This window comes from Halorubellus amylolyticus (genome assembly GCF_034808145.1).
In the GTDB taxonomy this organism is placed as follows: Archaea; Halobacteriota; Halobacteria; order Halobacteriales; family Natrialbaceae; genus Halorubellus.
Genome location: NZ_JAXHGM010000015.1, coordinates 18,789 through 40,451 on the forward strand (window position 1 = coordinate 18,789; position 21,663 = coordinate 40,451).

Below are 21,663 nucleotides of genomic sequence, written 5' to 3' on the forward strand. Positions count from 1 at the left end.
GTCATAGGGAATACGGGGGACAAGACTAATACCGTTAGATGCGATACCGATAACTAACGATGATGGAGTACGTCGACGAGACCGCGGCGAAGATCATGGTCGCGGCCCGGCCGGGTGACTCGATCCGGCGAATCGCCCAGAAGATCGACGGCTCCTACTCGTGGGTCTACGACTGGATCGAGCGGTTGGAGGACGCAGGCTTCATCCGGCGTGAGGACGGCATCTACATCGAGAAGTACGCTGTCAGGGATCGCTACTACGACCTCGTCGCGGCCATCTCTCGCGCTGTTCCCCCTTCGATCGACGACGGCTACGTCATTCCACACTTCGCCGGGATGCCCTTTGCGTACACGAAAATCGACGGCGTCTACGTCTGGACCCACGGCGGCTATCAGATCGCCCGCGGCCACGATGATTATCCGATCTTCATCCAGGTCGGCGACCAGGACGTCGAACGGTGGACGGCGTTCTTCGATGAGTTCGGGATTCCGAGCCGGATCGAAGAGCGGCCGGATGCAACCGACTACGATGCGACCGTTTCGTACGTGTTGTTCCCGACGAGTGGGGACATCACTCGCGAGTGGGTCGACGGCAATCCGGTCATTCCGTTGGATGAGGCAATCGAGCACATGTTGAAGTACCGGGTGAACTACGAGCCGGCGTTGGAGATGATCGCCGACGAGTACGACCGCGATATCGACGCGTCCCACGAGGATCCGCGTCTCAATGCATGAGCCTCGGTGAACGCGAAGACGAACTACTGGATACGCTGGAGGCAGTCATCGACGCTGACCTGCCGTACGTGCTCGTCGGTGGGTGGGCGATCGCGGCGTTCAATCAACGCTTCACCACGGACGTCGACGTCGTCATTCCGGCCCAAGCGGTCGACGACTACACGGACCTTCTCACCGACCGCGGCTACGAGAAAACGGCCGATGTCGAGCGAAACGAGCTCTACGAGGGCCGGACTATCCGGTTTACGAAAGATATCGGGAATCCGGTTCAGTTCGACGCGATGGTGGACGCGCTGGGCTGTCGCCAGACGGAAGCTGAATGGTCGTATCGCTATCTGGCCCAGCACTCTGTCACCGAGGAACTGCGAACCGGGCGCCCGGTAACAGCCAGGATTCCGGAACGGGAGTTGCTGTTCGCGGTGAAACTCCACAGTGGCCGCAAGGCAGACTCTCGGGATCTAGTGGTGCTGTCTGCTGGCGCGGATTTCGACCGGATCGCGACTCATCTGCATCGCGGAGAGTCCGAGAAGCTCGCTGGTCGCATCGAGACTGTCCTCAACCGCCTCACGTCGGAGGATTTCGCAGATGCATTCAAAGGGGTCTTCGAACAGCAAACGGTTCCCGAGCAGGATATCGATGCCGTCGTTGAGTTCCTTCGTGACCAGCAGCGCCGAATCGATTCTGAACGATAACATCGACTGTCGATGGGTATGTCTCGGGACCGATCGAAACACACGGGGTCGGGACGCCGAACGAATTAACCAACAGAGTGGGGTAGTACCCCAAGGCGTTGGTTAACAGCCGGGAAGGGGGTGTTCAGCCCTCGTCGATCGCCCCGATGATCTTCTGCGCGGTTGAACTAATCCGGCCGAGACGATCCTGGATCACCTCGGGATCGTCGTCCTGCCACGCGGCAAGATAGAACGCCGACCCGCTCGTATCCAGTCCGAAATACCGCCCGACGATGTACGCAACAGCTTCAGCTTCGACCTCGCGTTTCGATCGTTCGTTCTCCTCGCCGACATCGAAATGGAGCAGTGCGTGCGCGTATTCGTGAATCAACGTGACCGCGAGGTCGGCCTTGTTCGGGCGAGCTTTCGCCTCGACGACGGGTTGGCACTCGTGGAGATTCCGGTGTTTGCAGACGCCTTTCGCGTCCCTATGTTCCCACTCAGCAGCGTCGACGACACGGACGTCGACATCGAGAGTAGCTGCCGCATCAAGGAGCGCTGGCACCAGGTCGTCGGCGTCACCTGTGGCCTCGGTTTCCAGCTCGGGGAGCGGTTCGCCCTCGGTCTGAGACACATCGAAGACAGCCGTTGGCTTGAATCCGACAAGCCCTTTCGACCACTCGTCCGGCGATGTCTCGTCGTACTCACAGTCGCTTTGCTCGTGGTAACTGGGTGAATTCTCGCACTCCGGGCACTGCTTGGCAATGATCGGCGCCCAGATCCAGATGGCTGACTCGCCTTCCTGGACGTATCGGTCGAACTCATTGCGCCAGGTGTTGTAGCCGGCAACTTTTCTGGCCTCGGGATACTGGAGTTTGATGAGCAGCGTGTTGCGATGCGAGTAGTCGTGGAAGCGACTCTGGATGTCGAGCCATTCTTGGAACTCCGCGCTGGCCTGTGCCTCGTCGACGTCGTCAACGAGCTCGTCAATCCACTGTTCGATGGTGCTGTTCATCTCGTCGGATCGCGTGTCGGTCTGTTCAAAGGAGACCGACGAGTTACTGGTCGTAGCCATTGTGTTCACCGAATCGAGTTCACGGCGACTGCGGCAGTTCAGGCCGCGCCGCACCCCTTAGGGGCGCAGAAAAACACGCCTCCGCGACTTCGTTCAAGTCGGGGTGGCTGTCAGGGGATGGTGTTAACAACCGCAAGTACATCAGATAAGCCAGAATGGGTCTCTTGAGTACACTCCGCAGGGCCGTCGAAGGGGAGTCATCGACCCTGTGGGAGTGCCGAAACTGTGGGGAGACACTTTCAGAGGACGCCGAAGAGTGTCCAAGCTGTGGGGCTGAGGATGTCGCCTACTACGAGCTCTGATCAGCGAAGTGCTTCCTTCTCATCAGCGAAGCCAATCGAGACGAGGTACTCGAGGAACTCGTCGAACCGCTCGACGTCGCTAGGCGTGTCGGTCGCAAGGTGGCGCGCCCACTCGATGGCCCATTGGAAGGCGGGATCCGTTCCGCCCTTGCCGTGAATGTACCACCATCGAGCCGCTTTCAGCACGACCAGCGGGTTCGTCGGTGGGTGCTCACCGGCGAGTCCACGGGTGATGGACTCGATTTCGTCGGGGATGTCGGTGAGATTGACCTCGCTTGATTGCGTGTTGTCGATATCGATCGGAATGTCGTCGATTGAGACGTTGTTTGTCTGTTGTTGGCTCACAGGAGCTCACCTCAGGCTGAGGGCTTTCGGAGAAGCCCTCGCCCTCTCCGGGGGTCCGAAAAACAGAACGTTGTGTTACGCCGGCGGGGAGTGGACATTATGCTCGTCGATGACGAAGCGGAGGGCGTGTGAGAAGATCGATTAGCTGCATCTGATGGCTTCCTATTCACAAGGCGGAGAGGGTGTCATAGAACGGTTACCACACCAAAGAGCAGGGTGAACGCTGAGGTGGAATGAGTTCAGCGACCCTGCAAGATGATCCTTCGGTAGAGTCGTTCTTCAATGTCGTGGAGACCGAGACGCTAGCGCTGTTCGAGCAGCTCTCCTTCGAGTTTCTCGAAAAGTTCGACGTGTTCGCCCCGGCGGAGACGGGGCGAACACGAGAGCACGAACCGCCAGAGTTGATGCGTGGCTTTCTGCACTGCTACTACAAGGACATCCACGGCATTCGTCCTGTTGCACGAGAACTCCACAATACGGTTGTCTGGCTTGGCTGTGGCTTTGATTCACCACCGTCCAGAGACGCAGTTGATCGCTTTCTCACCGATCTCGAACACGTCGTTGATGACGTCTTCGAGAGGCTCGTCGAGCAGGCCGCCCGGCGCGGCCTGCTCGACTTGACCTACTGCATCGATTCAACTGACGTGAGAGCGATGCCCGCCGATCAAGACGCGTCAAAGTGCTACGATCCAACCGGTGACGAGTACTACTACGGCTACGGCTGTACGATTGTCTCGACCGGGCAAAAGATCCCGATTGCAGCGGAGTTCACAGAGAGTAAGCAAGCGCCAGAGGAGACGGCGATGCGCGTCACGCGTGACGCGCTCGCCGTCGCCACGCCGATCTGGATGGTCGGTGACAGCGCCTACGACACGCTCGACTGGCACGACCACCTGCTGTCCGCAGGGGTCGTGCCAGTCGCTCCGTACAACGCGCGAAACACTGATGACCCGAAAGATATCGAGTACCGGGTCGAAGACCGAATCGAACAACACAGCAAGGACGTTCAGCTGAAGCAGTCCACGTTGGATGAGACGTACAACCGCCGCACTGGAGTCGAACGAACCAACGAATCAGTGAAGGACTGCGGCCTCGGGCGAACGCACGCCCGAGGCCGCGTCCACGCACGAGCGCAGGTGTTCCTCGCGCTGTGCCTTCGTCTCGTCGTCGCAATCACCAACTACGAACGCGGAGACAATCCGGGAAGCACCGTGATCACGGTGTGAGAACTCTTCTATGACACCCTCAAGGCGGAACGTATTTTCCCGTAACGGTGGACCGGTGGTATATGGAGATCGGGTTGGTGAGCTGTACGAAGGCGAAGGAGGACTCGGCGTCGACGCCGAGGGAACTCTACGAGCCCTCCGCGCTGTTCCGGAAGGCCCGGAGTTACGTCGAGGAGAACCACGATGAGTGGTACGTGCTTTCGGCGAAGTACAACGTTCTTGATCCAGACGGCTCGCCGATCGAGCCCTACGACGAGACGCTGAACAACGCTGGCGGCGAAGAGCGACGAGAGTGGAGCCGAACTGTCGTCGGACAGCTACGGGAGCGCGACCTGCTCGCGGAGGGGAACACTCTCGTCATTCACGCTGGGAGGGCGTACTACGAGGAACTCCTGCCGCTGCTCCACGACGAGCCAGTCGACGTCGGGATTCCAACCGAGGGACTACGGATGGGCGAGACGTTGTCGTGGTACAATGAACGAATCTAGGTTCTACGCCGCAGATTGGCTCGGCGTAGAGTGGTCGAATTGGGGGACTCTCGATCCCGGCGGCGACCACCTATCCACGTTCTCCACTGACGAGGGGCTTTACCGCGTTCGCCATCCCGCCCGCCCCGGTCTGGAGTATATTGGCGAGACTGGGCGCAGCCTCCGTGGTCGAGTCCGTGCGCTCGCCCACGGGGCGTTCGCCGAGGAAATGCCTTATCGCGATCCACACACCGCGGCACCATGTCTCTGGGCTGTCCAGCAGGAGGAGGCCGAGAAACTGGAGGTGTCGGTCACGACGCCGACGCTCGCTGAGGACAAGCAATCTCGAAAGGCGTTCGAGGACGCGCTAATCGCAGTCTACCGCCGTGAAATGGGCGAGAGTCCGACGGCGAACTTCGGCCGGATTATTGACGGCTACCGGCAGTCGACGTACCGCAGCGGCGAGGAACGCGGCGGGCCGCTCGAACCAGGTCAGACGGAGTCTAACACTGAGGACGGTGTCGGCCCGCTGGATTGGAGCCAGAGCAACGACGTGCTCTCGGAGGACTGGATGGGGCTCTTGTGGTCGTCTCCACGACCGCTGGCAGACGCGGACACGTCGATTCCGACGGACGATGGGCTGTACCGGATCTGGCGCGAGGGCGAGGCACCGCCGCTGGAGTACATCGGGCAGAGTTCGAATCTCAAGTCACGACTGTATCGTCACCGGCGAAACCGGCACGAGGCGTTGCTTTTCTCGTATTCGGAATTGGGGGAGCACGACGCCCAGCACAAGCGCGAGGAGGTTGAGACGGAGCTTATCGGCGTTCACTGGCTAGAAGTTGGGGAGAGTCCACGAGATCAGTTCTAGATGCTCTGCTGCTTACACACCATCGCCCATTGTCGTTCTGAAATAGGTTTTTCCCCAGGGACTGAATCTTCTTCACTCGAGGCATTCCGTCTCAAGGTGTTTTCTATATCACCCATCTCCCGCGTACAGGTCCAGTGACATCTTCACAAACCTCTACGGCCTACTGCTCTTAACCCATCGCCTCTTGAAACCGCTCACGCAGCACGTCCTCGCGCTCTTCGAACAGCTCGACTTTCTCCTGTAGGTCGTCGCTGACGCGCTCGATGCTCGCCAGCGCCCATTCACCGGCGAGCGAGGCTTGGGATCCATCCTCATCGTCCGCCTCTAATTCCTGCTCGTATGCCCGCTCGATACCCTCGATCGCGGCGTTCGGGTGAACAGGATGTCGTTGATCATGTGGACGGACTGATCGGGAGACGCCCCTTCTTTCCCATAGAAGGATCCTCCGAAGGCGCGATGTGTTTTGGTCTGCGCTTCCACCGATTGTGGCGTAAAAAACGGCGGTACGGATACGGCACTCGTAGATGCGAATCCGTTCTGGAAGCCTGACTTTCCCGAAGAGCGGACAATTGACAAGTGGTGTCGGCGGGAGATCTTGGCACGCGGCGCGTGCCCTTCGGAGATGGGCTTTGTCTTAGCAGACTCGGGACTTGCGAGCGTAGCAGATGAGGTGCCAGTGGAGTCGTTCTTTGCTCGTTAGCTAGTCTCAGTACATCACAAAGCCGGTTAGTTGAGACGTCTGCTTGCTGAAGGTGTGTCTAATACCAAGCAAGCAGACGGTGAAATTCACGAGGACCAGCTTCTTAACTTCCTCGTCAACTCCCTTGACGAGGAAGTTGCTCTCACACTCGCTGAAAACGCCGAGATCGATGCTAAAGACATCTACGAGGTCCTCGTCGGCGCGTGCGCCGACGGGACCTCGGTCTCAACGCTCTGTGAGAAAAGTGAAGACGCCCCCCACGAAAATTCGGTTCTCTACCATCTCCGCACCAAATTCGATCTTGAGACGCTCGAACAAGTCGGAAACGCGCTCCTTCAGAAGGATGTCCTCGATGTCCTTCCCCAGCAGGTGGAGGTCGTTTCAGACCTCCACCTGCGGCCCTACTACGGCGACGAAGATGGGACAGACGGCCTGTACCACTCACAAGCGAAGCGTGGAACGACTGCGTTCCACGCCTACGCCACACTCTACGCGCGTGTGAAGAACAAACGCTACACGCTGGCGGTGCGCCGTCTCGAAGACGGCGACACCGCCAGCAGTGTCCTCGCAGAGTTTCTCGGTATCCTCGACAGCCTTGACCTCGAGGTCAAGGCCGTCTTTCTTGACCGCGAATTCTACGACAGCAAGTGTTTGACGCTGCTTCAGGCACACAACCACGCCTACGTCATGCCGATCGTCCGCTGGGGACAGACGATCAAGCAAGAACTCTCGGAAGGCTGGAGTCGCGTGATTCAACACGACATGACGGCGAAACTCGACGGTCACAGCTGGACCGTCGAGTTTCCCGTCTACATCGACTGTACGTACCAAAACGGACGGTACGACGAACATGGAGTGGCGCGTCACGGCTACGCCGCTGACGCGCCGTTCATCAATTCACCACGAGACGCTCGATACCACTACGCGAAACGCTTTGGTATCGAGGCCAGCTACCGACTCTCCGAGCAAAGTATTGCGACGACCTCGACACAAAATCCGGTCGTACGGCTGCTGTACGTCGTGGTGAGCTTGTTGTTACAGAACGTCTGGCGGTATTTACACTGGGAGTACGTGGCGACGCCCCGCCGTGGAGGGCGTCGCCTCTGGAAGTGGTCGTTCAAGGAGTTCATCAACATGATTCAACGGGCAGCGTGGACGGCCCTCGCGACGCGTCGGGCCGTCCCCGCAAACCGACCACCAGACGACCGGTTTACTCGCTAATCTCCGACCGGGCTAGCCTCCGCCAGGAGTGGCGACGCTGTCGCGTCGGCGGCAGCCGCCGCCGACAGCGACAGCTCTCCGTCGGTTCGTCGACGATCTTCTCGTCAAGACCACCCAGCACAACCGCTCCACCACAGAACTCAGGCTTCAGAAACAGCTAGCTGAGGATGCTTTGTGAGGTACTGAGTCTGCGTGAGGATTTGGAATAGACTCGGCTGTCTCCTACAGTTGAATTACGGGGACGCTTACCCCTTACCCTCAGGAGATGGCTGTACTCGACGATCTCTCGGGATTCGAGTTTGAGGACCTGATGGAGGATGTCTTCCGCAGCCTCGGCTACGAGGATATCTTCCAGGCTGAGAAGATTGTCGACGGGGAAGGAACGTCATTATGGAGGAGGTTGTCGACGGCACGTGGCGTGCGGTCATCGAATTGGAGACCAGTGACTAAATCCCAATCCAAACCCCAAAATTGTCTATGAATACTATAGAATTGTTTGTTTTGACAATCTCAGCAGAAATTATTCCATTTGATTCTCTTCGTTTATCTGAACCCCAATCTCCTTAAGCGCCTCCTTGAGCGCCTTCCACCCGTCTAATACCTTGGAATATGAATTCGCAGTAATCACTACACTACCGGAACGAAATAACAGCGTGACTACGCCTGGAAGTGGCCGGTAAATAACTCCAGGAAATTGCTCAGGATTATACTCTGTCTCTTCTAATCCAATCCCAAGTGCGACTTCCGAAAGCTCTAATTCTCGACTTAGGGATGCTGATGTCGCAATATTAGTTATTTGAAACTCTCTAATAAATTGTTTTTTTGACGTGATCTCTTCCGCATACGGTGGTAACCGGTCATAGATCTCCGATATGGCCTGCTGAATTTCACTTCTGTTCTTGCTACCGACAATAGTAATCCGTCCAGAGGAGGGAACGAGAACCGTCGCCGCATTTTGTTCAAATGGCCGCCACACTGCCATCGGACTTGTTTCTGGTTCATACTCTACATTGAGGACCTCTGCTCCAAGTTGCTGGAGGTCGACTGTTTGAGAAAATGTTCCATTCCCAACAATATTTGTTACCTCTATGCCGTGTGATTCCAGTTCTTCCCTGCTTGTTTCTCGATCGAAATCAGTTAATAACACACCAAGATCATCCACGTCATACTCTGGATTGACCTGATAGGTCGCCTTTCCGCCCTTTCCCTCTTCCAGAACTGCTCCTTTATCGACCAATACGGATAACCGCCCTCCTGCGTAATCAGACAAGGACCGTTCCGGATATTCCTCCTCTATTTTATCGGTCAACTCGTACTTAGTAACTGGATTATTAAAAGAGGACAGTACCTCAAAAACAATCCGCTGGCTCATTCTTCGTCTTCCGACTCTGGTGGAAAGTCTCTTTCGGCAAGTGTCTCTTTAATCCCGTCCCAATTATCGTCGATAACTACAACACGGTACGGCGTTGAACTATCATCGATTTTCACCACTCCTTTTTCTTCTAATTGACGCAGTCGATTCACCGCGTAGTCAGCCAACGTTGAATCGGGGAACTTCTCTGAAAGGTGGTCTCTTAGTTCAGTCGTTGTTCCCTCCCCACCAATGTCTTTTAAACCCTGGTATACCTTGTTCTGGCTCATACCATTACGTCCCACAACTTCGAGTATAAAGCTTCGGCATCATTGAGAGACAATACTCAGTCAAACTGATCTTAGTGAGGCCGACCAACCAAGCCATCAGGTCACCGTTCATTATTGCTGTTGGGAAAGCCTGGAATTGAGCCAACGCCGTTTGCTCCACAAATGATGAACCGATCAACGCTGTTCCCATCTCTGTACCACCCGCTGTGATTCATGGTACCTACGGTAGACTTACTAGTTATTGACCTGGAGTAGTAAATTATTTCTAGTATTAATATACTATACTGGTCAAAAATACGGTTCTTACCGCTTTGATCAGATACCATGACTCTCTATTATTCACGGTTCGACGACAATTCATATATATGTGTTTGAGGCGTATATGTTGGTGATTTAATACATAAGTGTCAATATAACCCCCGTCTTACAATTTCTTGATGGCCTCAAACGTTCCAAGCGCAGAAGAGTACGCCCGTGAGCTGGCTGAATCGCTTGATAGGCAGCGTTACGCGACGTTAGTACAGTCTGTTGGTGATCAATTAAATGGCCGCAAGGACCGGTTCGACAAATCTGACGTTATTGAGCGATGTCTAGAGGTGTATACTGATGGGCGGCTTGAATGGGTAGACGACAAGGGACGAGACTTTGTTGACACAGACCGGGGATTGGATATTGAGTTCAAGTACGAGCAGGATGCTTTGTTTACTAATGTCCGTCAAGATCCACGAGACCCAAATCTTCGGCTGATTAATAATCTTGGTGAGAGGAATCACATTGATCCTGAAGAATTAGCTGACTTCTTCGTGGTGGGCCAGCAAGACTCAATGGGAGTTATCTCAAAAGAGACAATTTTCGATGATAGCCGACCGTCGAAACTTGAGTTTGATGCTGACGTAGTTATGGGTGATTTCTACTTTGAAGATATTGTGATCGTGTTTCACCCAAGCGACATCGGGGAGGTACAGACGGTCGACGTCGACTACAAAAAACGGAAGATGGAGATGCAAATGGAGCTTATTGAATCGATATCTGCCTCCGGCGCCGAACAGCAGAAGCTCGATTAGGTAGGCATTCCCCGTCCAGAATCGTTGCGACGGGTTAATTATCTCCTTGAGGTGTCGAGGAATCTGCATATTGCGGAAGTAATGTCTGTTATAATTGAATCATCAACCGCTGGATAGAATTTATTCATAACACCCTTTCTACCATTGCCGCAGGAATATGATGTGACAAGGCTTTGCCCTCGGTCTGGGCTGCTGAGTAGCAACAATATATTTGTTCCTCCAAGGAGCGTGCTCACCATCCGGTGCTTTCGCTCAATATTATTTGATCACAGCAATCCGTCTCATGGGAAAAATTTTGTTGGTGTGCTCTGTTGAATCCACAGAAGACGTTGGGATCGGGTTACTTAGTACTCGACTCAGGAGCGCTGTCGAGAGGATTCAGAGATAGAATCTTGGCAGAGAGTGAAGAGCGAGATCATTGTGTAGAACGACCCAACTCCTCGACGACGAACTACGAGATAATTTTCTCTTCAGAGTTCGTGATCTCTGTGCCGTCATCGGATCCAACAGAACACGTTGGTGAGATTCTCGTAACAGATCCGATTTCCCCGATTAATTCACGCTCAGAGCGGTCTCTTGTATGGAACTCGATTAAAATGAGACATCGGTGGTGTGGTTGATCCGTACGCTGCGGTACGTGCTGGGAATAGCAAAGGAGAAGGTGTTGGTCTCCCGGAGGAACGTGTCCATATCACCATAGTGAGATCGAACCTCTGCGTACGTAGTTCCCTGTCGAGACCCGTGTTCGACCTGCATATCACTCGGAACGCTGAACGTCTCCCAATCCATAATCTCCCCAATGAGGTCGATTAGGTTTGCGACCTTCTCAGTAGTCGGGTCTTCGAATGAACACTGCCAACCACCGAGGTTGAGGTGAGACGAAGTCTTGCGGCCGCTGCTACTGCCACGGGAAAACCCTGTAGACTCGATTCGCGGATACACCTCTTCGGCAATCCGGTGTTCGAACTCTTGCGTCTGAACATCCTCCACGGCGTCGATCAACCACTGGGAAGGTAGGCAGTTCTCGATCCAGTCGGTGACGTTGTCAGTATAGTGTTGGGCGTTGATCCACGTTGAGTCAGCCGACAAAAGGAAGGCTTTCTGGAGTGGTGTCAGTTCATTAACTCCGTAGAACCACAATAAAAAGTGGATTGTTCCGAGCGGGTACTTCCGTGTGAAGTTCTCTTTGTAGACGCCGCGTATCTCATTGAGATTAAGACTGCCCTGGAGACCAGTGAGCTCGTCGTCGAGCTGAGTACGGACAATATGATGGCCGATGCTTCGCAGGTCTTGCCGGGAGACGTCGAGATCAACCCACACGGCATCTTGGATGGCATCTTCGTCCGTATAGTAGATATTTTCAAACCCGGTATAGAACCCTGAGACCTCCCAACCCAGTTCGTGATGGAGGAATACAGCTGAAAGAATTGCGTCGATGTCTCCTCCGACGACCATTGTCCGGTCGGTATCGTCGAGAAACGGAAACTCCTCGCGAATATCGTTCCGAGAGAGTGCGTCTGCTACGGTATGTTCTGGGCCAACCACAGAAGGAGTTCACAAGATAGGGGTATTACTCTTTCTCTTGACAGTACACAAACAACAACTTCGGACAGGTAATCTACCCCGGTTACTGGGGAGTACAATCCCCTAGATTCGGTGACCTCAGATCTAAGATACGTAATTGTAGCGGCGGTGCCGGATGGTCGCTGGTGTCTATAATACAATAAATAACAGGAAGTATCGGGCCCTAATTATTGAACGACCCGAGTGTTTCCTGCTGGCCGGGCAACGACTTCGTTTTCAGTCCAGATGGGTTTTCTCGCACAGTAACTTCACCACGATGAGCAATTAATATCCGGTCAATCTCGGTGGCTTCACCTTTTGTATCTCCCCATATCCGGGATACTTTCTCGTTGTCTGGTACGCGATCCTCAACGATTCGTCCAACCTCAAAATTCGTCATTGGGGCGACAACCTCCTCAGCCACTTCACGAGCCAGGTTGATTGTCTCCCCATTCTGATCGACGTCTCCAATAACGAACGCCGCCACCCCAGTGTCGGGATCGACCACATCATCCATGACCTCAAATGTATCCGTCATGAACTCCAGATACGCCTCAAGGTCGAGTTCGTCATCTAGACGTTGGTCTACCGTATCAGGCTCTTGGTTGAGGAACCACAGCCGGATCCAATTATATAGGCCGTATTTCAGCACCTTCAGATACGGAGGTGAGGTAAAGACAAGATCTGCCCGATCAGGTGTCTCCTCAGCGTCGGCTAACGTAGACGGCAGATCCCTCGCATCCCCAAAGAACGCGTGTCCCCGACGTGCTGGCGGGCCATCCTTGTATATTGTGCGGAGCCGATCGAGCAATTTCTGAAACACATTACGATTCGGTGGCTCAAGACCCTCCTTTTCGATGTACTCCTCTACGTACCCCTCCGACATCGAAAATGTGTTTGGCATCGAAACAGAGAGATACTGCCCGCTCTGGCCGTGCATAATGCCTAAAATTAATCCTGTTATGAACGTGTCTGCTGGTGACAAACTCAAAATTGTCTTGGGGAAATCAGCGTCGTCTAACCCAAACTCCTGTTTCAAATAAACCAGTTGGCTCAACGTATTCTCATGATACAGCATCCGAATTCGCTGTGGGACGTGATCAATAGTCGGGGGATTGTATTGTAACCGCAACTCCTCGATGCGCTCTCTCACTGTAGCCGCTGGGGGCGGTGTCACCTTTGCTTTGTTAAGAATGTAGGCCATCGGATTCAGGTCATTCCCAATTCCGATGCGGCCGTCTACACAGGCTTGTAGTGGTGTCGTTCCCCGCCCAGCGAATGGGTCAAGCACCACATCGCCCTCATTAGTCAATTTATGGATAAAGTAGTGCGGAAGCGATGGGGGAAACATCCCCATGTACGAACACATTGGATGGAAACTGTGTTCCCACTTGCGCTTCAGCGAGCGCCATGCGGGTCGAATATCATCAAGATCGCTCATTGATAGTACCTCCAGTAGAACCCTATTGAATCCGACGATGAATAAGTCGCAGTCTCTAGTGTAGGTGCCCTCCCGTCTGGTTACATCTACCTACTCAGCCAACGACTCAAGTGTTTCATTAAACACCCGTTTTGCTTCTTCGTTTAAATCACCCATCACTGCCTCTCGATTCTGCTGTGCGGAGACGACCCCGACGGAACCAGAGCCCGCTAAGGGATCAAACACCGTGTCTCCTTCTCTGGTGAAGTGTTCGAGTAGAACCTTCACAAGCTTGGGTGGTAACCGAGTGGGGTACTTTGGCATTTCTTTGAGGTAATTCCGCTTGATCTGGAGTGTCGAGAGATTGGCTTCACCGCTCTGGCAGTGGTCATACGAACATTCGTTTGAATAATACCAATCATCCCCCTTGACTATCCAATACAACTCATAGACGTTGTGTGCCGGGCGAAGTTTACAATACGGAGCAAAATTGTACGCCCAGTAGAGTTTTCCTTCCAATGTCCACTCTGGATGGTCAATGACTGCCTGATGAACGAGATGGCTGTTGTCCTTTCCCGAAAACACGATTCCTTGCCCTTCCGAATGCGTATTCCGCGCCAGAACATCCAGTAGAGAACTAATTTTTCCACCGTACGTATCCGATTCCCACTCGACATATCCGTCGACGACGCGTGACGTATCTCGGTTGTAGTTACTGGCCTTCCCATCAAACTCAAGGCCAAAGGGCGGATCAGTTATCGCGATATCCGCATTCACGTCGTCCCACTCAGTCATGTCACAGAGATCATAGGTAATATCCGCCGTAATGGGTGACTCACTCATTGTTCTCTCCAACGAAGAATTGGTACAAGTGACTTCTGAAGACGGGCTGTTGCCGGCCCTGTTTTGATAATAACAATGCTCTAACCGTTGGTCCAACCACTTCCCATCTATACACACTCGCGATATCACAACTCCGTTTGTGTTTAACCAGCAATGCGTCCTGCCGTACCGGAATCTGCTCCGGCGTGCGTGCGGATGTAATCATCATCGCTGCTTGCGGCGCAACTGTCTCGTTAGCCGCCTTGGTAGTGCGCCGCGCCCTCTCAGGCGCATGACAAAACCACAGAGAGTCGGTGTGTGTAATCTTGAGCATAAACGGATTAAGATCGCTGGAAACCCTGCGCCGAACTCGAGTGATACGATACTTGCCGTGTGAGAACTTGAGGTAGTTTCTATCATTCCAATAATATTTTGTAACCGAGCACTCATCCACTAGTCATATGGATCGCGACAGCGCCAAACGCTTGACTACAGAAATTGCCCAAATAGGGCGCGATAACACAGAGGCAGTAAGCCCGACTCTCCCGGATGTCCCGGAAATCTCTCCCTCAAACCCAGAAGTACTAACGCGATATCTCTACCTAATGGCTGTTCTGGATCAGGGGCCGGATCCAAAAGGCGTCAGAATGCTTCTTAACAACGTTGTTGAGCGATTATACAGCGAGGGAATCCCAATTCTGACAGAGCCCGATCTCTTCTTTGAGCACCTTCAGCGCGTTAGCACTCTCATCGAAGAAGAACACGGCGTGGTAAAACAGGCTAGAGCGGCTGACTGGGCTGAATCAAATGAGTCCTCCCCGGAAGACTATGCACTGTACTTTTCTCAGTCACGATTTGGCATGCAAACGACCGATTATATCGGGTTTTACCTGATGAGCCGTTGGGGAACCCCTTTTTATTATATAAGCCGGCTATCAAACGAAGGGAAGACACTTCGCGAGTTTATTGAAGAATTTGATTCATGTGAAATAATGACTGATAAACTGAAGAGTCACTCAAAATATGGCCTCGGGAAAGCAATTGGGCCCAAAGCAGCGCATCTTTTCGCGAAGTGGTATGTCCACACCTTCGACTTACGTACCCCATCAGCACGAGATCGACCTGGCTGGGGTCAGTATTCGTATGAGGTGCCGTTCGACAGCAACGCTGGGCGAGTCCTCTTCAGAACGGGATGGCTACTTGCGTGGGCTGATCTTGAGGAATATCGCAACTGGAATGCGATCCAAACCGAAGCAGGGCGGGGGGATAACCACTACATTCGAGTTACAAACATCCGAGGAAGTGGCGCGACGAAACACGTTGAGGATCCAGAGTTCCGATCGGCGTACGACCAGCTTCTCACGCAGTTACTGAGGACGAAAACAAGCCAATGGCGAAAGGTTGAGATCCAGCAGATTCCGAATGTCTTGCTGCTTGACTCCGAGTATACGCTAGGAGAATTCGATGACGGCTTGATGAGTATTGGAACGTCAACCTGTCTCAATCGAGATGATCCACTTTGCTCGCAGTGTCCTCTCCAAGAGCAATGCGTTGGTCACCAAGAGCGACCGGAACTCATCCAGAATTATAATACGTAGTCGGGTATCAGGGATAGGTCGTAGCCTATCGAGGTCCAATACACGCTGAGGTGGCTTACGAGAGCAGTCATGCCCACTCTACGTGGCTGAATACTGACTGGAGCGTTCGATACGCTCGGTGACGGGATGTTCCGCGAAGCGAACCCGACGCTGATTGCTGGAGTTACAGGTTCCCGCGAGCAACTCGTCGAGTACGTCATACAGATGCTCTCGTAAGTACTCGGTTTCAACCGCGAGTTCCTCCGGTGTTACTTCGCGGTCGGCACTCAGCGCGTCAAGGGCGGCGAGTCTCGCCTTCAAAATCATCTGCGTCTTTCTAAATCTTAACTATACAAACACGACTTTTGGTATTTTAGGCTCTGCTGAAATCCCCGGAGACTGATAGGTACTGGTTGCTAAAGGTAGGGTATGTATTTCCTGAAAGAGTTTGAGTGTTGGTCTTCTCAACTGGTGTGCCTCGTTACAGCATCTTTGGGCGCGACATTATGAGTCTCCAAAGTGATCTTCCGCTATTTCTCTGAGTGAGTCGTCGGGATGAGACCCCAAGGATCTGTTGTCTTGCTCTTCTAACCTAGCAAGATCAAGAATTCGATCAACATCTGGCTCAGGAATCAAAGTGATATTAAAACCCTCTTGGCCGCAATACTTCATTTCCTTCGACAATCGGCCTGCCTCGATTTCTGCTTGGACGTCACTGTAGGAGACTTTCGGTACGAGTTCTTGAACAGCTGAAAATTTCAGTCTCGCGCCCTCGTGGTCACTACGATTTATTTCATTGACGGTGAGTAGATGACTCAGGCAGGCACCGTGCTCGTCAACACTGCTTGTACAATAGAGCAGCCCCTCATCACCAGACGAGATCGTTTTCCAAGCCTCATATCTTCCGAACCCTTCCTCTTTCCAGAATGGACTCGCGTTGAAGTACTCTCCACGGCGAAGTGGTTCATCACAGAATCGTGGCCCCTTCGCGCCTTCAATGTAGGCAGGGGCAGCATTTTCTTCGATAGGATGACCGCTCACTTGAATTAGGAACCCTGTCATAATGGACACCAACTCAGCTAGTATCAAAAGAGTACGTGACCGGGACGCGCTGTGTATTCAGCAGGCCCGCTGAAACCTGTCACCGCTTGAGAATTTCAACAAGGCCAGATATTACTTACTGACTGCTTTGTCACGGACCAGTTTAGTGACCGCGTCTTCAAGTGACCCGTGGAACTGCCAGCTGGCCCGCTCGAAGGCCTCGTCGGTCGGGCCGTCCCAGCGGGGGAAGGCGGAGTGGCCACTCACCTTGACGGTCCACTCGGTCGGCTCGTCGAACGGGTTCTCTGTCGGGAGTTCGACGACGTAGAGGTACTCTTCGTCACCGTGGATACCGTCGGCCGGATTCTCGACGCCGTGGCCCAGCAGGAACAGCGGCTGATCGAGGTGCTCCATGTTGGCCGGCTTAAGCAGGTCAGCAGGCTGAGCCGCGTCGATCGTTCGCTCTGGGTCGCCATCCAGATAGAGGTCTACCGTCGAGAGCTTGTCGAGGAACACGAAGGTCGCCGCCGTGTAGCCCGGTCCGCGCTCGGCCCGGGTCGCATCGAGCAGCTCTTTCAGCTGTGCGAGATCCCGGAGGACGCTCCCGGGATACCCGTCCGAATGCCGGTACACCTGCGCGACGCGGTCGGCGCTGCCAGCTGTCTCACTGGTCTGTTCGACTCGTTGGACGAATCGGAGTTGGCTCCGTGTCGACATCGGTACTCGCCGGCGCGTGTGCGCCGGCACCCATCGCCGGCGCTGAAACAACACCACACAGTCGTAGCGGGATTGCAATCCGCTACGCGAGATGTGACACCTCGTCTGGTTCCTCCACGTCGTCGAATTCACCACGCTTGACCGGATCCCAATCCTCCTCAGGTGCTGGACTCCACCAGTCGACTTTGTAGGCCCCCGGTGCGCCGAGGATTTTCACCCGTGCTGAGCCGTCAGGCAGGTCGCGTCGGAGCTTCTCGTCGACGTGAAGGTTCCACGTCGAGTCGGTGTCGAAACACGCGAGCAAAGCCTCCTCGTAGCCACGGTTTTCTCGGGACTCTCGGAGGACGACCTGCGTGTTACAGTTCTTGCAGAACACTCCCTCGAAGGGAATGTGGGTGAACACTTCCTGCCCGCAGACGGGGCACCAGAGGAACTCAAACAGTGCCTCGCTGTGTCGGTCGAGTACTTCGAGACTCATTGTTGGACCGACCCGGTTCGACCGGGTCACTCTCTCCGCCCTGGTCGAAAAACACCCTGCGTGTGTACGTTCTCAGCGTTCAGGGCCGTAGACGATGCGCGAGGGGGCTTCGTACCCACAGTTCGGGCAGTCGTACCAGCGCTGTACCTTCGCTCCATCAGCTGTCTTCTCACCGACGAGGACGTCGTCGTTTGGACACTCCGGACAGTTCAGTTCGGGCGCTGGCTGCTCCCGAAGCGCATTCCGGAACGTTGTCGCCTCCTTCATCTCGAAGCCTCGCGACCAGATCGGGTAGCCGTCGACGAGGATCGCCCCGCGCTACTTGTGCCGGTATGAATCCGGAGCCCGGTGTAGAACAGCTCGCGCTCCAGTCTCGGTGTTTCGATACGCGAGTGTCGGCGTGCGACTTTCTCGTGCCCAGTTAGTGATCCGTGGCATTGTCGGTTAGAAGTGGACGTCTGCGGGGACAATCCAGAGTGTCTGGCTGTCTTCCTCGAGGACACGATCGAGCTGATCGCGATGGCGAATCCCCATCGCGTGCTGGTCGTACATCGGGACTGATGGTCCCTCGTAGGCGCCGACCTGATGGAACGCGTGTCGGGCGAGATCTTCATCACGCATAATCTCCTCGTCGCTGAGCTCGTCGAGCGCCTCTTTCACGCGGTCGAGATTCCGCTGGAACTCTTCCTTTGTGGCGTTCCAGGCTCGGTCAAGCAGTTCACTGCCCTCCTCTGAATTGATGGGTGCTGCCGTCGGTAGGTCTCCCCAGCGAGCCTTCCCGGCAACCGTCGTGTCATCTTCGTCGAAGGTGCGGTAGTAGTCAAACACGGCACAGCCGTGGGGATTCGCCCCAACGAGACGGTCGAAGACCGCTTTCCCTTCGACCAGGGCGTCGTGCTGTGTCGGTGCTTCGACTAAGGCGTAGATGACCATATGCATCTTCGTTCACCTCGGAGCGCCGACTCACCGGGCTCTAGTCGCTCTGTCTGATCGGTGCGCCGGCACCCATCGCCGGCGCTCGATAAACCTGCTTCGGGAGATCGCGTTCAGGAGTCGGCCACACGCTCGACGGTGATGGTCAGATCACCGGACTCGTAGTCGGCCTCGAAGTCGACGCTGAACGCGTCGGAGTCGTAGGCGGCATGGTAGGCACGGTGTAGTTCGAGCAATCCGGTCGCCTTGAAGTGGAAGAATGCAGCTGAGGTGTAGGGCTTGCTCTGGGTTTCGACCTGCGTCTCGACAGAGGCCGGGAGCGCGATTTGTGGTGTGTCCGTGTCGATACTCACAGCGAACGCCTTCGCTTCCTCGACAGTCGCCTGCGAATGTGCGGGCGTCTCGCCCGTGAGCACTTCACGGGCGTCTCCGTGTCGCCGGTGAACAGGACATCGTGGAAGGTGCGGGTCCCGAGGACTGCGTCGGGACCGAACTCGCAATCGTGGAATGGGTCGTCGTCTGGTTTCTCGGACATCCAATCACGAGCCCAAGGTGGGGCTCAGCCATTTCTTCCCCCTGAAAAACAGGCAGCACGACCACGTGGCTATCCTTTCGCAAACACTTACCTCAAACAGACTTCAAAATAGTCCAACATTGAGTTCGATGTCGTTGGCGACCCGGATGTACTGATCGAGAGATGCCCCTTCTTTACGTTGGAAGAATGTGGTTGTGGCACCATTCTGACTGCGAGTAGTGGTGCGCTCTCCGGCTGATGTGGTCGGGATGCCGAGTTTCTAGGAGTGATTGCCCTTCGTTCACCCCTACTGTTTTCGTGTGGCTTCTCCCACTAGAGAACGTGCCTGTGACAGAGACACTCAGCCGATTCACAGAGGATCTCGCGGCTGTGCTGCCGGATGTTGACGCCAACACAACCGGCCAGTATGGAGCGGGGATCGGATCCGAGGATGAACCCGAGCAGCTGCGGCGGTTGCTCGCGGCGCTCCGGGAGATGGATGCGTGGTACGAGGATCTCGACCGCGAGGTCGCGTACCCTGACGGTGCTGGCCGCTGTGATCTGGTGTTACCGGATGGGACACCCGTCGAGGCAAAATTGCTCCGCTACTGGCGCGCCAACGGCGATCCGGAACCCCACATGTACACCCACGTCTTCAGCCCCTTCGCGACGAACACGCTCCTTACGGACGCTCAACGGGTGACTGACTTCGCTGCGGATGATACTGGAGCGCTACTCGGGCTGTACTACGACCGCGCATCCGATGATCCGACGACTGTGTCGTCTCTCCCGGACCGGTACACTCCCGCCGATCTCGCCGCGAAAGTAGTCGCAGATATTGAGTTCTGGTATGACCTGGACGCAACTGTCGCTGCGATCAATCGTGTTGTTGGGCTTCAACATCGCGTTCACAAGCGAGCCGCCGTCATCACGTGGACGATTGAGTCATGAGTTTACCTGTTCGGGACTGTCATCCCGAGTCGATGAGCGCTCCACAGGCAGACGACTGGCTGGGTGTGTTTTGGTTACCGGGGCGCGATCTCGATCCGAGTGCTGGCGAGCTTGATGCGCTTCCGACCTCTTCTGGCGTCTACCGTGTGTGGCATCCCGACGACGACGAGCTCGTCTACGTCGGTAGACGGGCCGCAGCCTCCGAGGTCGAGTGCGCGCGCTTGCTCGCGGCGTACACGCCGATCAAATGCCGTACCGAGACCCGCACACTGCGGCGCCGTGTCTGTGGGCGATCCGGGACGCAGACGACACAGCGTTTGCGGTATCGGTTGCTACACCGTCGTTCGCGGCTGACGCCCAGGCGCGCAAGGGCTTCGAGGCGGCGTTAATCGCCGCCCACCGCCGTGATGTCGGCACCAGTCCCACTGCGAACTTCGCGCGAATGATCCCCGGCTATGCCCAGTCGCCTACCGAAAGGACGGGGAGCGGGGTGATCCACTTGCCGATGGGGAGACCGAACCGCACACCGCATCCGGTATCGAGCTGCTACCGTGGACGGATTGGGAGCAGCCGACTACGGCCTCGTGGTTCTCTCCCCCGCACCCCTTCTAGGGGACAATAAACAGTCTCAGGAGCCAGACATTCGTATTCATCGTTACACCGCCGCTCAGGACTCGATATATGTTCCGGCGTCCCCGCTGTGTTCCGGCTGGGAGAGCAGACTCACATCTTGTAGGAGAGCTCTCGCTGCCTCAATCCGCTTCTGATCTCCGTTGTTGAGTCCGGCGGTTTCGGTGCGCTTGTGATTGGTGAGTTCGCCCTTGTCGGTGACCTTCCAGTCGAGCGTCCCGAAGCAGTAGCTCTCACAGAGCTCGCGGACTGCCTGTGGATCCGATACGATCGCGCCGGTCGACGTCGTCGCAGCTTGCAGTGTCGCCATGTCTGGACCTCACGGGGTCGCCCCCCGCACCCCTATCGGGGGCGATAAACCAACGTGAGAGGTGCCTCCCTGGGCTTAGTCGGCGACTCCAGTTAGGAGTCTGCGTGGGCGTCCGCCCCGGCTCCGTCGCCCGGCCGCGTGAGAAGGCTCACCTCCTCTAGGAGGTCTCTCGCGGTCTCGACTCGCTCTCGATCGGCGGCGTCCAATCGATCGACATCGAGTCGGTTGAGATTGCTGAGTATACGATGCATCCGGTAGCCCTGTTTGAACTCTTGCTCCATCGGAAGCGCCTCACCACTCGCCGGCGCGGAAAGACACCCCATCGAGACTGGCGTCGGGCTTGCAGGAGCTCGCTGCCTTAACCAACGACCCTCGACGCTACTCGCAGGG

23 protein-coding genes and 5 pseudogenes are annotated in these 21,663 nt (G+C 55.3%); 11 read left to right on the forward strand and 17 right to left on the reverse strand.

The features are described from left to right. Window positions 1–62: 62 nt before the first annotated feature. Both SM754_RS19405 and SM754_RS19410 read left to right on the forward strand, forming a co-directional pair. A complete protein-coding gene (locus SM754_RS19405) occupies window positions 63–734 on the forward strand; it encodes a helix-turn-helix domain-containing protein (RefSeq protein WP_323677858.1) in 672 nt (223 codons plus the stop codon). Next, the gene (locus SM754_RS19410; RefSeq protein ID WP_152156099.1) at window positions 731–1,426 is read left to right on the forward strand and encodes a nucleotidyltransferase domain-containing protein; all 696 of its coding nucleotides are present in this window, start codon (window positions 731–733) and stop codon (window positions 1,424–1,426) included. The genes SM754_RS19405 and SM754_RS19410 overlap by 4 nt, the downstream gene beginning before the upstream one ends. Window positions 1,427–1,550: 124 nt before the next feature. Here SM754_RS19410 and SM754_RS19415 read toward each other — a convergent pair whose 3' ends face one another. Continuing rightward, the gene (locus SM754_RS19415) at window positions 1,551–2,480 is read right to left on the reverse strand and encodes an ImmA/IrrE family metallo-endopeptidase (RefSeq protein WP_304449949.1); all 930 of its coding nucleotides are present in this window, start codon (window positions 2,478–2,480) and stop codon (window positions 1,551–1,553) included. A 155-nt stretch (window positions 2,481–2,635) separates the two neighbouring features. On the opposite strand from SM754_RS19415, the gene SM754_RS19420 reads away from it, so the two are divergent. Continuing rightward, window positions 2,636–2,782: a zinc-ribbon domain-containing protein gene (locus SM754_RS19420; protein WP_304449950.1), complete on the forward strand. Its 147-nt coding sequence runs from the start codon at window positions 2,636–2,638 to the stop codon at window positions 2,780–2,782. On the opposite strand, the gene SM754_RS19425 is transcribed toward SM754_RS19420, so the two are convergent. After that, window positions 2,783–3,127: a DUF8013 domain-containing protein gene (locus SM754_RS19425; RefSeq protein ID WP_304449951.1), complete on the reverse strand. Its 345-nt coding sequence runs from the start codon at window positions 3,125–3,127 to the stop codon at window positions 2,783–2,785. 233 nt (window positions 3,128–3,360) lie between these two features. On the opposite strand from SM754_RS19425, the gene SM754_RS19430 reads away from it, so the two are divergent. The 3 genes from SM754_RS19430 to SM754_RS19440 all read left to right on the forward strand — a co-directional run bounded on the left by SM754_RS19430 (window position 3,361) and on the right by SM754_RS19440 (window position 5,691). Next, window positions 3,361–4,353 carry a transposase gene (locus SM754_RS19430; RefSeq protein ID WP_323677803.1) on the forward strand — a complete coding sequence of 331 codons (993 nt, stop codon included), beginning with the start codon at window positions 3,361–3,363 and terminating at the stop codon, window positions 4,351–4,353. Window positions 4,354–4,415: 62 nt separating this feature from the next. After that, window positions 4,416–4,841 (forward strand): DUF6884 domain-containing protein, encoded by a 426-nt coding sequence (locus SM754_RS19435; RefSeq protein WP_304449952.1) that lies wholly within the window; start codon window positions 4,416–4,418, stop codon window positions 4,839–4,841. Then, window positions 4,828–5,691: a GIY-YIG nuclease family protein gene (locus SM754_RS19440; protein WP_323677804.1), complete on the forward strand. Its 864-nt coding sequence runs from the start codon at window positions 4,828–4,830 to the stop codon at window positions 5,689–5,691. The genes SM754_RS19435 and SM754_RS19440 overlap by 14 nt, the downstream gene beginning before the upstream one ends. Window positions 5,692–5,860: 169 nt before the next feature. On the opposite strand, the pseudogene SM754_RS20650 reads toward SM754_RS19440, so the two are convergent. After that, window positions 5,861–6,129: pseudogene (locus SM754_RS20650) on the reverse strand (hypothetical protein); the annotation flags it as partial. 316 nt (window positions 6,130–6,445) lie between these two features. Here SM754_RS20650 and SM754_RS19445 point away from each other — a divergent pair. Together SM754_RS19445 and SM754_RS19450 are read left to right on the forward strand one after the other, a co-directional pair. Further along, window positions 6,446–7,612, forward strand: a complete 1,167-nt coding sequence (locus SM754_RS19445) for an ISH3 family transposase (protein WP_323677805.1) — start codon at window positions 6,446–6,448, stop codon at window positions 7,610–7,612. A gap of 265 nt (window positions 7,613–7,877) precedes the next feature. Then, window positions 7,878–8,041 (forward strand): annotated as a pseudogene (locus SM754_RS19450) (restriction endonuclease); the annotation flags it as partial. 91 nt (window positions 8,042–8,132) lie between these two features. Here SM754_RS19450 and SM754_RS19455 read toward each other — a convergent pair. Further along, window positions 8,133–8,984, reverse strand: coding sequence for a hypothetical protein (locus tag SM754_RS19455; protein ID WP_323677806.1), 852 nt, complete (start codon window positions 8,982–8,984; stop codon window positions 8,133–8,135). Continuing rightward, entirely contained in the window at window positions 8,981–9,253 is a 273-nt protein-coding gene (locus tag SM754_RS19460) for a hypothetical protein (protein ID WP_323677807.1), read from the reverse strand. Before SM754_RS19460 ends, SM754_RS19455 begins: the two co-directional genes overlap by 4 nt. Before the next feature lie 437 nt (window positions 9,254–9,690). Between SM754_RS19460 and SM754_RS19465 the strand changes: the two genes are divergently transcribed. Next, window positions 9,691–10,317, forward strand: a complete 627-nt coding sequence (locus SM754_RS19465; protein WP_271959726.1) for a hypothetical protein — start codon at window positions 9,691–9,693, stop codon at window positions 10,315–10,317. A 591-nt stretch (window positions 10,318–10,908) separates the two neighbouring features. Here SM754_RS19465 and SM754_RS19470 read toward each other — a convergent pair. The 3 genes from SM754_RS19470 to SM754_RS19480 form a co-directional block, all read right to left on the reverse strand. Further along, entirely contained in the window at window positions 10,909–11,862 is a 954-nt protein-coding gene (locus tag SM754_RS19470) for a hypothetical protein (protein ID WP_323677808.1), read from the reverse strand. A 202-nt stretch (window positions 11,863–12,064) separates the two neighbouring features. Next, window positions 12,065–13,321 (reverse strand): DNA methyltransferase, encoded by a 1,257-nt coding sequence (locus SM754_RS19475; RefSeq protein WP_323677809.1) that lies wholly within the window; start codon window positions 13,319–13,321, stop codon window positions 12,065–12,067. Window positions 13,322–13,411: 90 nt separating this feature from the next. After that, window positions 13,412–14,143, reverse strand: coding sequence for a DNA methyltransferase (locus SM754_RS19480; RefSeq protein WP_271959733.1), 732 nt, complete (start codon window positions 14,141–14,143; stop codon window positions 13,412–13,414). 440 nt (window positions 14,144–14,583) lie between these two features. Here SM754_RS19480 and SM754_RS19485 point away from each other — a divergent pair, with 440 nt between their 5' ends. After that, the gene (locus SM754_RS19485; protein ID WP_323677810.1) at window positions 14,584–15,720 is read left to right on the forward strand and encodes a hypothetical protein; all 1,137 of its coding nucleotides are present in this window, start codon (window positions 14,584–14,586) and stop codon (window positions 15,718–15,720) included. A 78-nt stretch (window positions 15,721–15,798) separates the two neighbouring features. Here SM754_RS19485 and SM754_RS19490 read toward each other — a convergent pair whose 3' ends face one another. The 7 genes and pseudogenes from SM754_RS19490 to SM754_RS19520 all read right to left on the reverse strand — a co-directional run bounded on the left by SM754_RS19490 (window position 15,799) and on the right by SM754_RS19520 (window position 19,403). Then, a complete protein-coding gene (locus SM754_RS19490) occupies window positions 15,799–16,026 on the reverse strand; it encodes a hypothetical protein (RefSeq protein ID WP_323677811.1) in 228 nt (75 codons plus the stop codon). A gap of 177 nt (window positions 16,027–16,203) precedes the next feature. Beyond that, a complete protein-coding gene (locus SM754_RS19495) occupies window positions 16,204–16,761 on the reverse strand; it encodes a hypothetical protein (RefSeq protein ID WP_323677812.1) in 558 nt (185 codons plus the stop codon). Between the two features lie 111 nt (window positions 16,762–16,872). Beyond that, on the reverse strand, window positions 16,873–17,457 hold the full coding sequence (locus SM754_RS19500; RefSeq protein ID WP_323677813.1) for a hypothetical protein: 585 nt from the start codon (window positions 17,455–17,457) through the stop codon (window positions 16,873–16,875). 82 nt (window positions 17,458–17,539) lie between these two features. Then, on the reverse strand, window positions 17,540–17,935 hold the full coding sequence (locus SM754_RS19505) for a DUF7567 family protein (protein ID WP_323677814.1): 396 nt from the start codon (window positions 17,933–17,935) through the stop codon (window positions 17,540–17,542). A 72-nt stretch (window positions 17,936–18,007) separates the two neighbouring features. After that, window positions 18,008–18,373, reverse strand: a pseudogene (locus tag SM754_RS19510) (DUF7568 family protein). Between the two features lie 6 nt (window positions 18,374–18,379). Then, on the reverse strand, window positions 18,380–18,874 hold the full coding sequence (locus SM754_RS19515; RefSeq protein WP_323677815.1) for a DUF7995 family protein: 495 nt from the start codon (window positions 18,872–18,874) through the stop codon (window positions 18,380–18,382). 107 nt (window positions 18,875–18,981) lie between these two features. Then, window positions 18,982–19,403, reverse strand: a pseudogene (locus SM754_RS19520) (DUF8025 family protein). 327 nt (window positions 19,404–19,730) lie between these two features. Here SM754_RS19520 and SM754_RS19525 point away from each other — a divergent pair. Continuing rightward, a complete protein-coding gene (locus SM754_RS19525; RefSeq protein ID WP_323677816.1) occupies window positions 19,731–20,333 on the forward strand; it encodes a hypothetical protein in 603 nt (200 codons plus the stop codon). Between the two features lie 667 nt (window positions 20,334–21,000). Here the strand turns inward: SM754_RS19525 and SM754_RS20655 are convergent. Beyond that, a pseudogene (locus SM754_RS20655) lies at window positions 21,001–21,135 on the reverse strand (DUF8012 family protein); the annotation flags it as partial. A 230-nt stretch (window positions 21,136–21,365) separates the two neighbouring features. Beyond that, the gene (locus SM754_RS19535; RefSeq protein WP_222923617.1) at window positions 21,366–21,554 is read right to left on the reverse strand and encodes a DUF8012 family protein; all 189 of its coding nucleotides are present in this window, start codon (window positions 21,552–21,554) and stop codon (window positions 21,366–21,368) included. Window positions 21,555–21,663: the final 109 nt, after the last annotated feature.

Bases quoted from the DNA above. Each gene is read 5' to 3' on its own strand.
- SM754_RS19495 (WP_323677812.1), bottom strand. From the start codon at position 16,761: ATGACAGGGTTCCTAATTCAAGTGAGCGGTCATCCTATCGAAGAAAAT.
- SM754_RS19465 (WP_271959726.1), top strand. From the start codon at position 9,691: ATGGCCTCAAACGTTCCAAGCGCAGAAGAGTACGCCCGTGAGCTGGCT.
- SM754_RS19490 (WP_323677811.1), bottom strand. From the start codon at position 16,026: ATGATTTTGAAGGCGAGACTCGCCGCCCTTGACGCGCTGAGTGCCGAC.
- SM754_RS19420 (WP_304449950.1), top strand. From the start codon at position 2,636: ATGGGTCTCTTGAGTACACTCCGCAGGGCCGTCGAAGGGGAGTCATCG.
- SM754_RS19505 (WP_323677814.1), bottom strand. From the start codon at position 17,935: ATGAGTCTCGAAGTACTCGACCGACACAGCGAGGCACTGTTTGAGTTC.
- SM754_RS19535 (WP_222923617.1), bottom strand. From the start codon at position 21,554: ATGGAGCAAGAGTTCAAACAGGGCTACCGGATGCATCGTATACTCAGC.
- SM754_RS19415 (WP_304449949.1), bottom strand. From the start codon at position 2,480: ATGGCTACGACCAGTAACTCGTCGGTCTCCTTTGAACAGACCGACACG.
- SM754_RS19515 (WP_323677815.1), bottom strand. From the start codon at position 18,874: ATGCATATGGTCATCTACGCCTTAGTCGAAGCACCGACACAGCACGAC.
- SM754_RS19430 (WP_323677803.1), top strand. From the start codon at position 3,361: ATGAGTTCAGCGACCCTGCAAGATGATCCTTCGGTAGAGTCGTTCTTC.
- SM754_RS19500 (WP_323677813.1), bottom strand. From the start codon at position 17,457: ATGTCGACACGGAGCCAACTCCGATTCGTCCAACGAGTCGAACAGACC.
- SM754_RS19460 (WP_323677807.1), bottom strand. From the start codon at position 9,253: ATGAGCCAGAACAAGGTATACCAGGGTTTAAAAGACATTGGTGGGGAG.
- SM754_RS19455 (WP_323677806.1), bottom strand. From the start codon at position 8,984: ATGAGCCAGCGGATTGTTTTTGAGGTACTGTCCTCTTTTAATAATCCA.
- SM754_RS19410 (WP_152156099.1), top strand. From the start codon at position 731: ATGAGCCTCGGTGAACGCGAAGACGAACTACTGGATACGCTGGAGGCA.
- SM754_RS19440 (WP_323677804.1), top strand. From the start codon at position 4,828: ATGAACGAATCTAGGTTCTACGCCGCAGATTGGCTCGGCGTAGAGTGG.
- SM754_RS19480 (WP_271959733.1), bottom strand. From the start codon at position 14,143: ATGAGTGAGTCACCCATTACGGCGGATATTACCTATGATCTCTGTGAC.
- SM754_RS19475 (WP_323677809.1), bottom strand. From the start codon at position 13,321: ATGAGCGATCTTGATGATATTCGACCCGCATGGCGCTCGCTGAAGCGC.
- SM754_RS19435 (WP_304449952.1), top strand. From the start codon at position 4,416: ATGGAGATCGGGTTGGTGAGCTGTACGAAGGCGAAGGAGGACTCGGCG.
- SM754_RS19405 (WP_323677858.1), top strand. From the start codon at position 63: ATGGAGTACGTCGACGAGACCGCGGCGAAGATCATGGTCGCGGCCCGG.
- SM754_RS19485 (WP_323677810.1), top strand. From the start codon at position 14,584: ATGGATCGCGACAGCGCCAAACGCTTGACTACAGAAATTGCCCAAATA.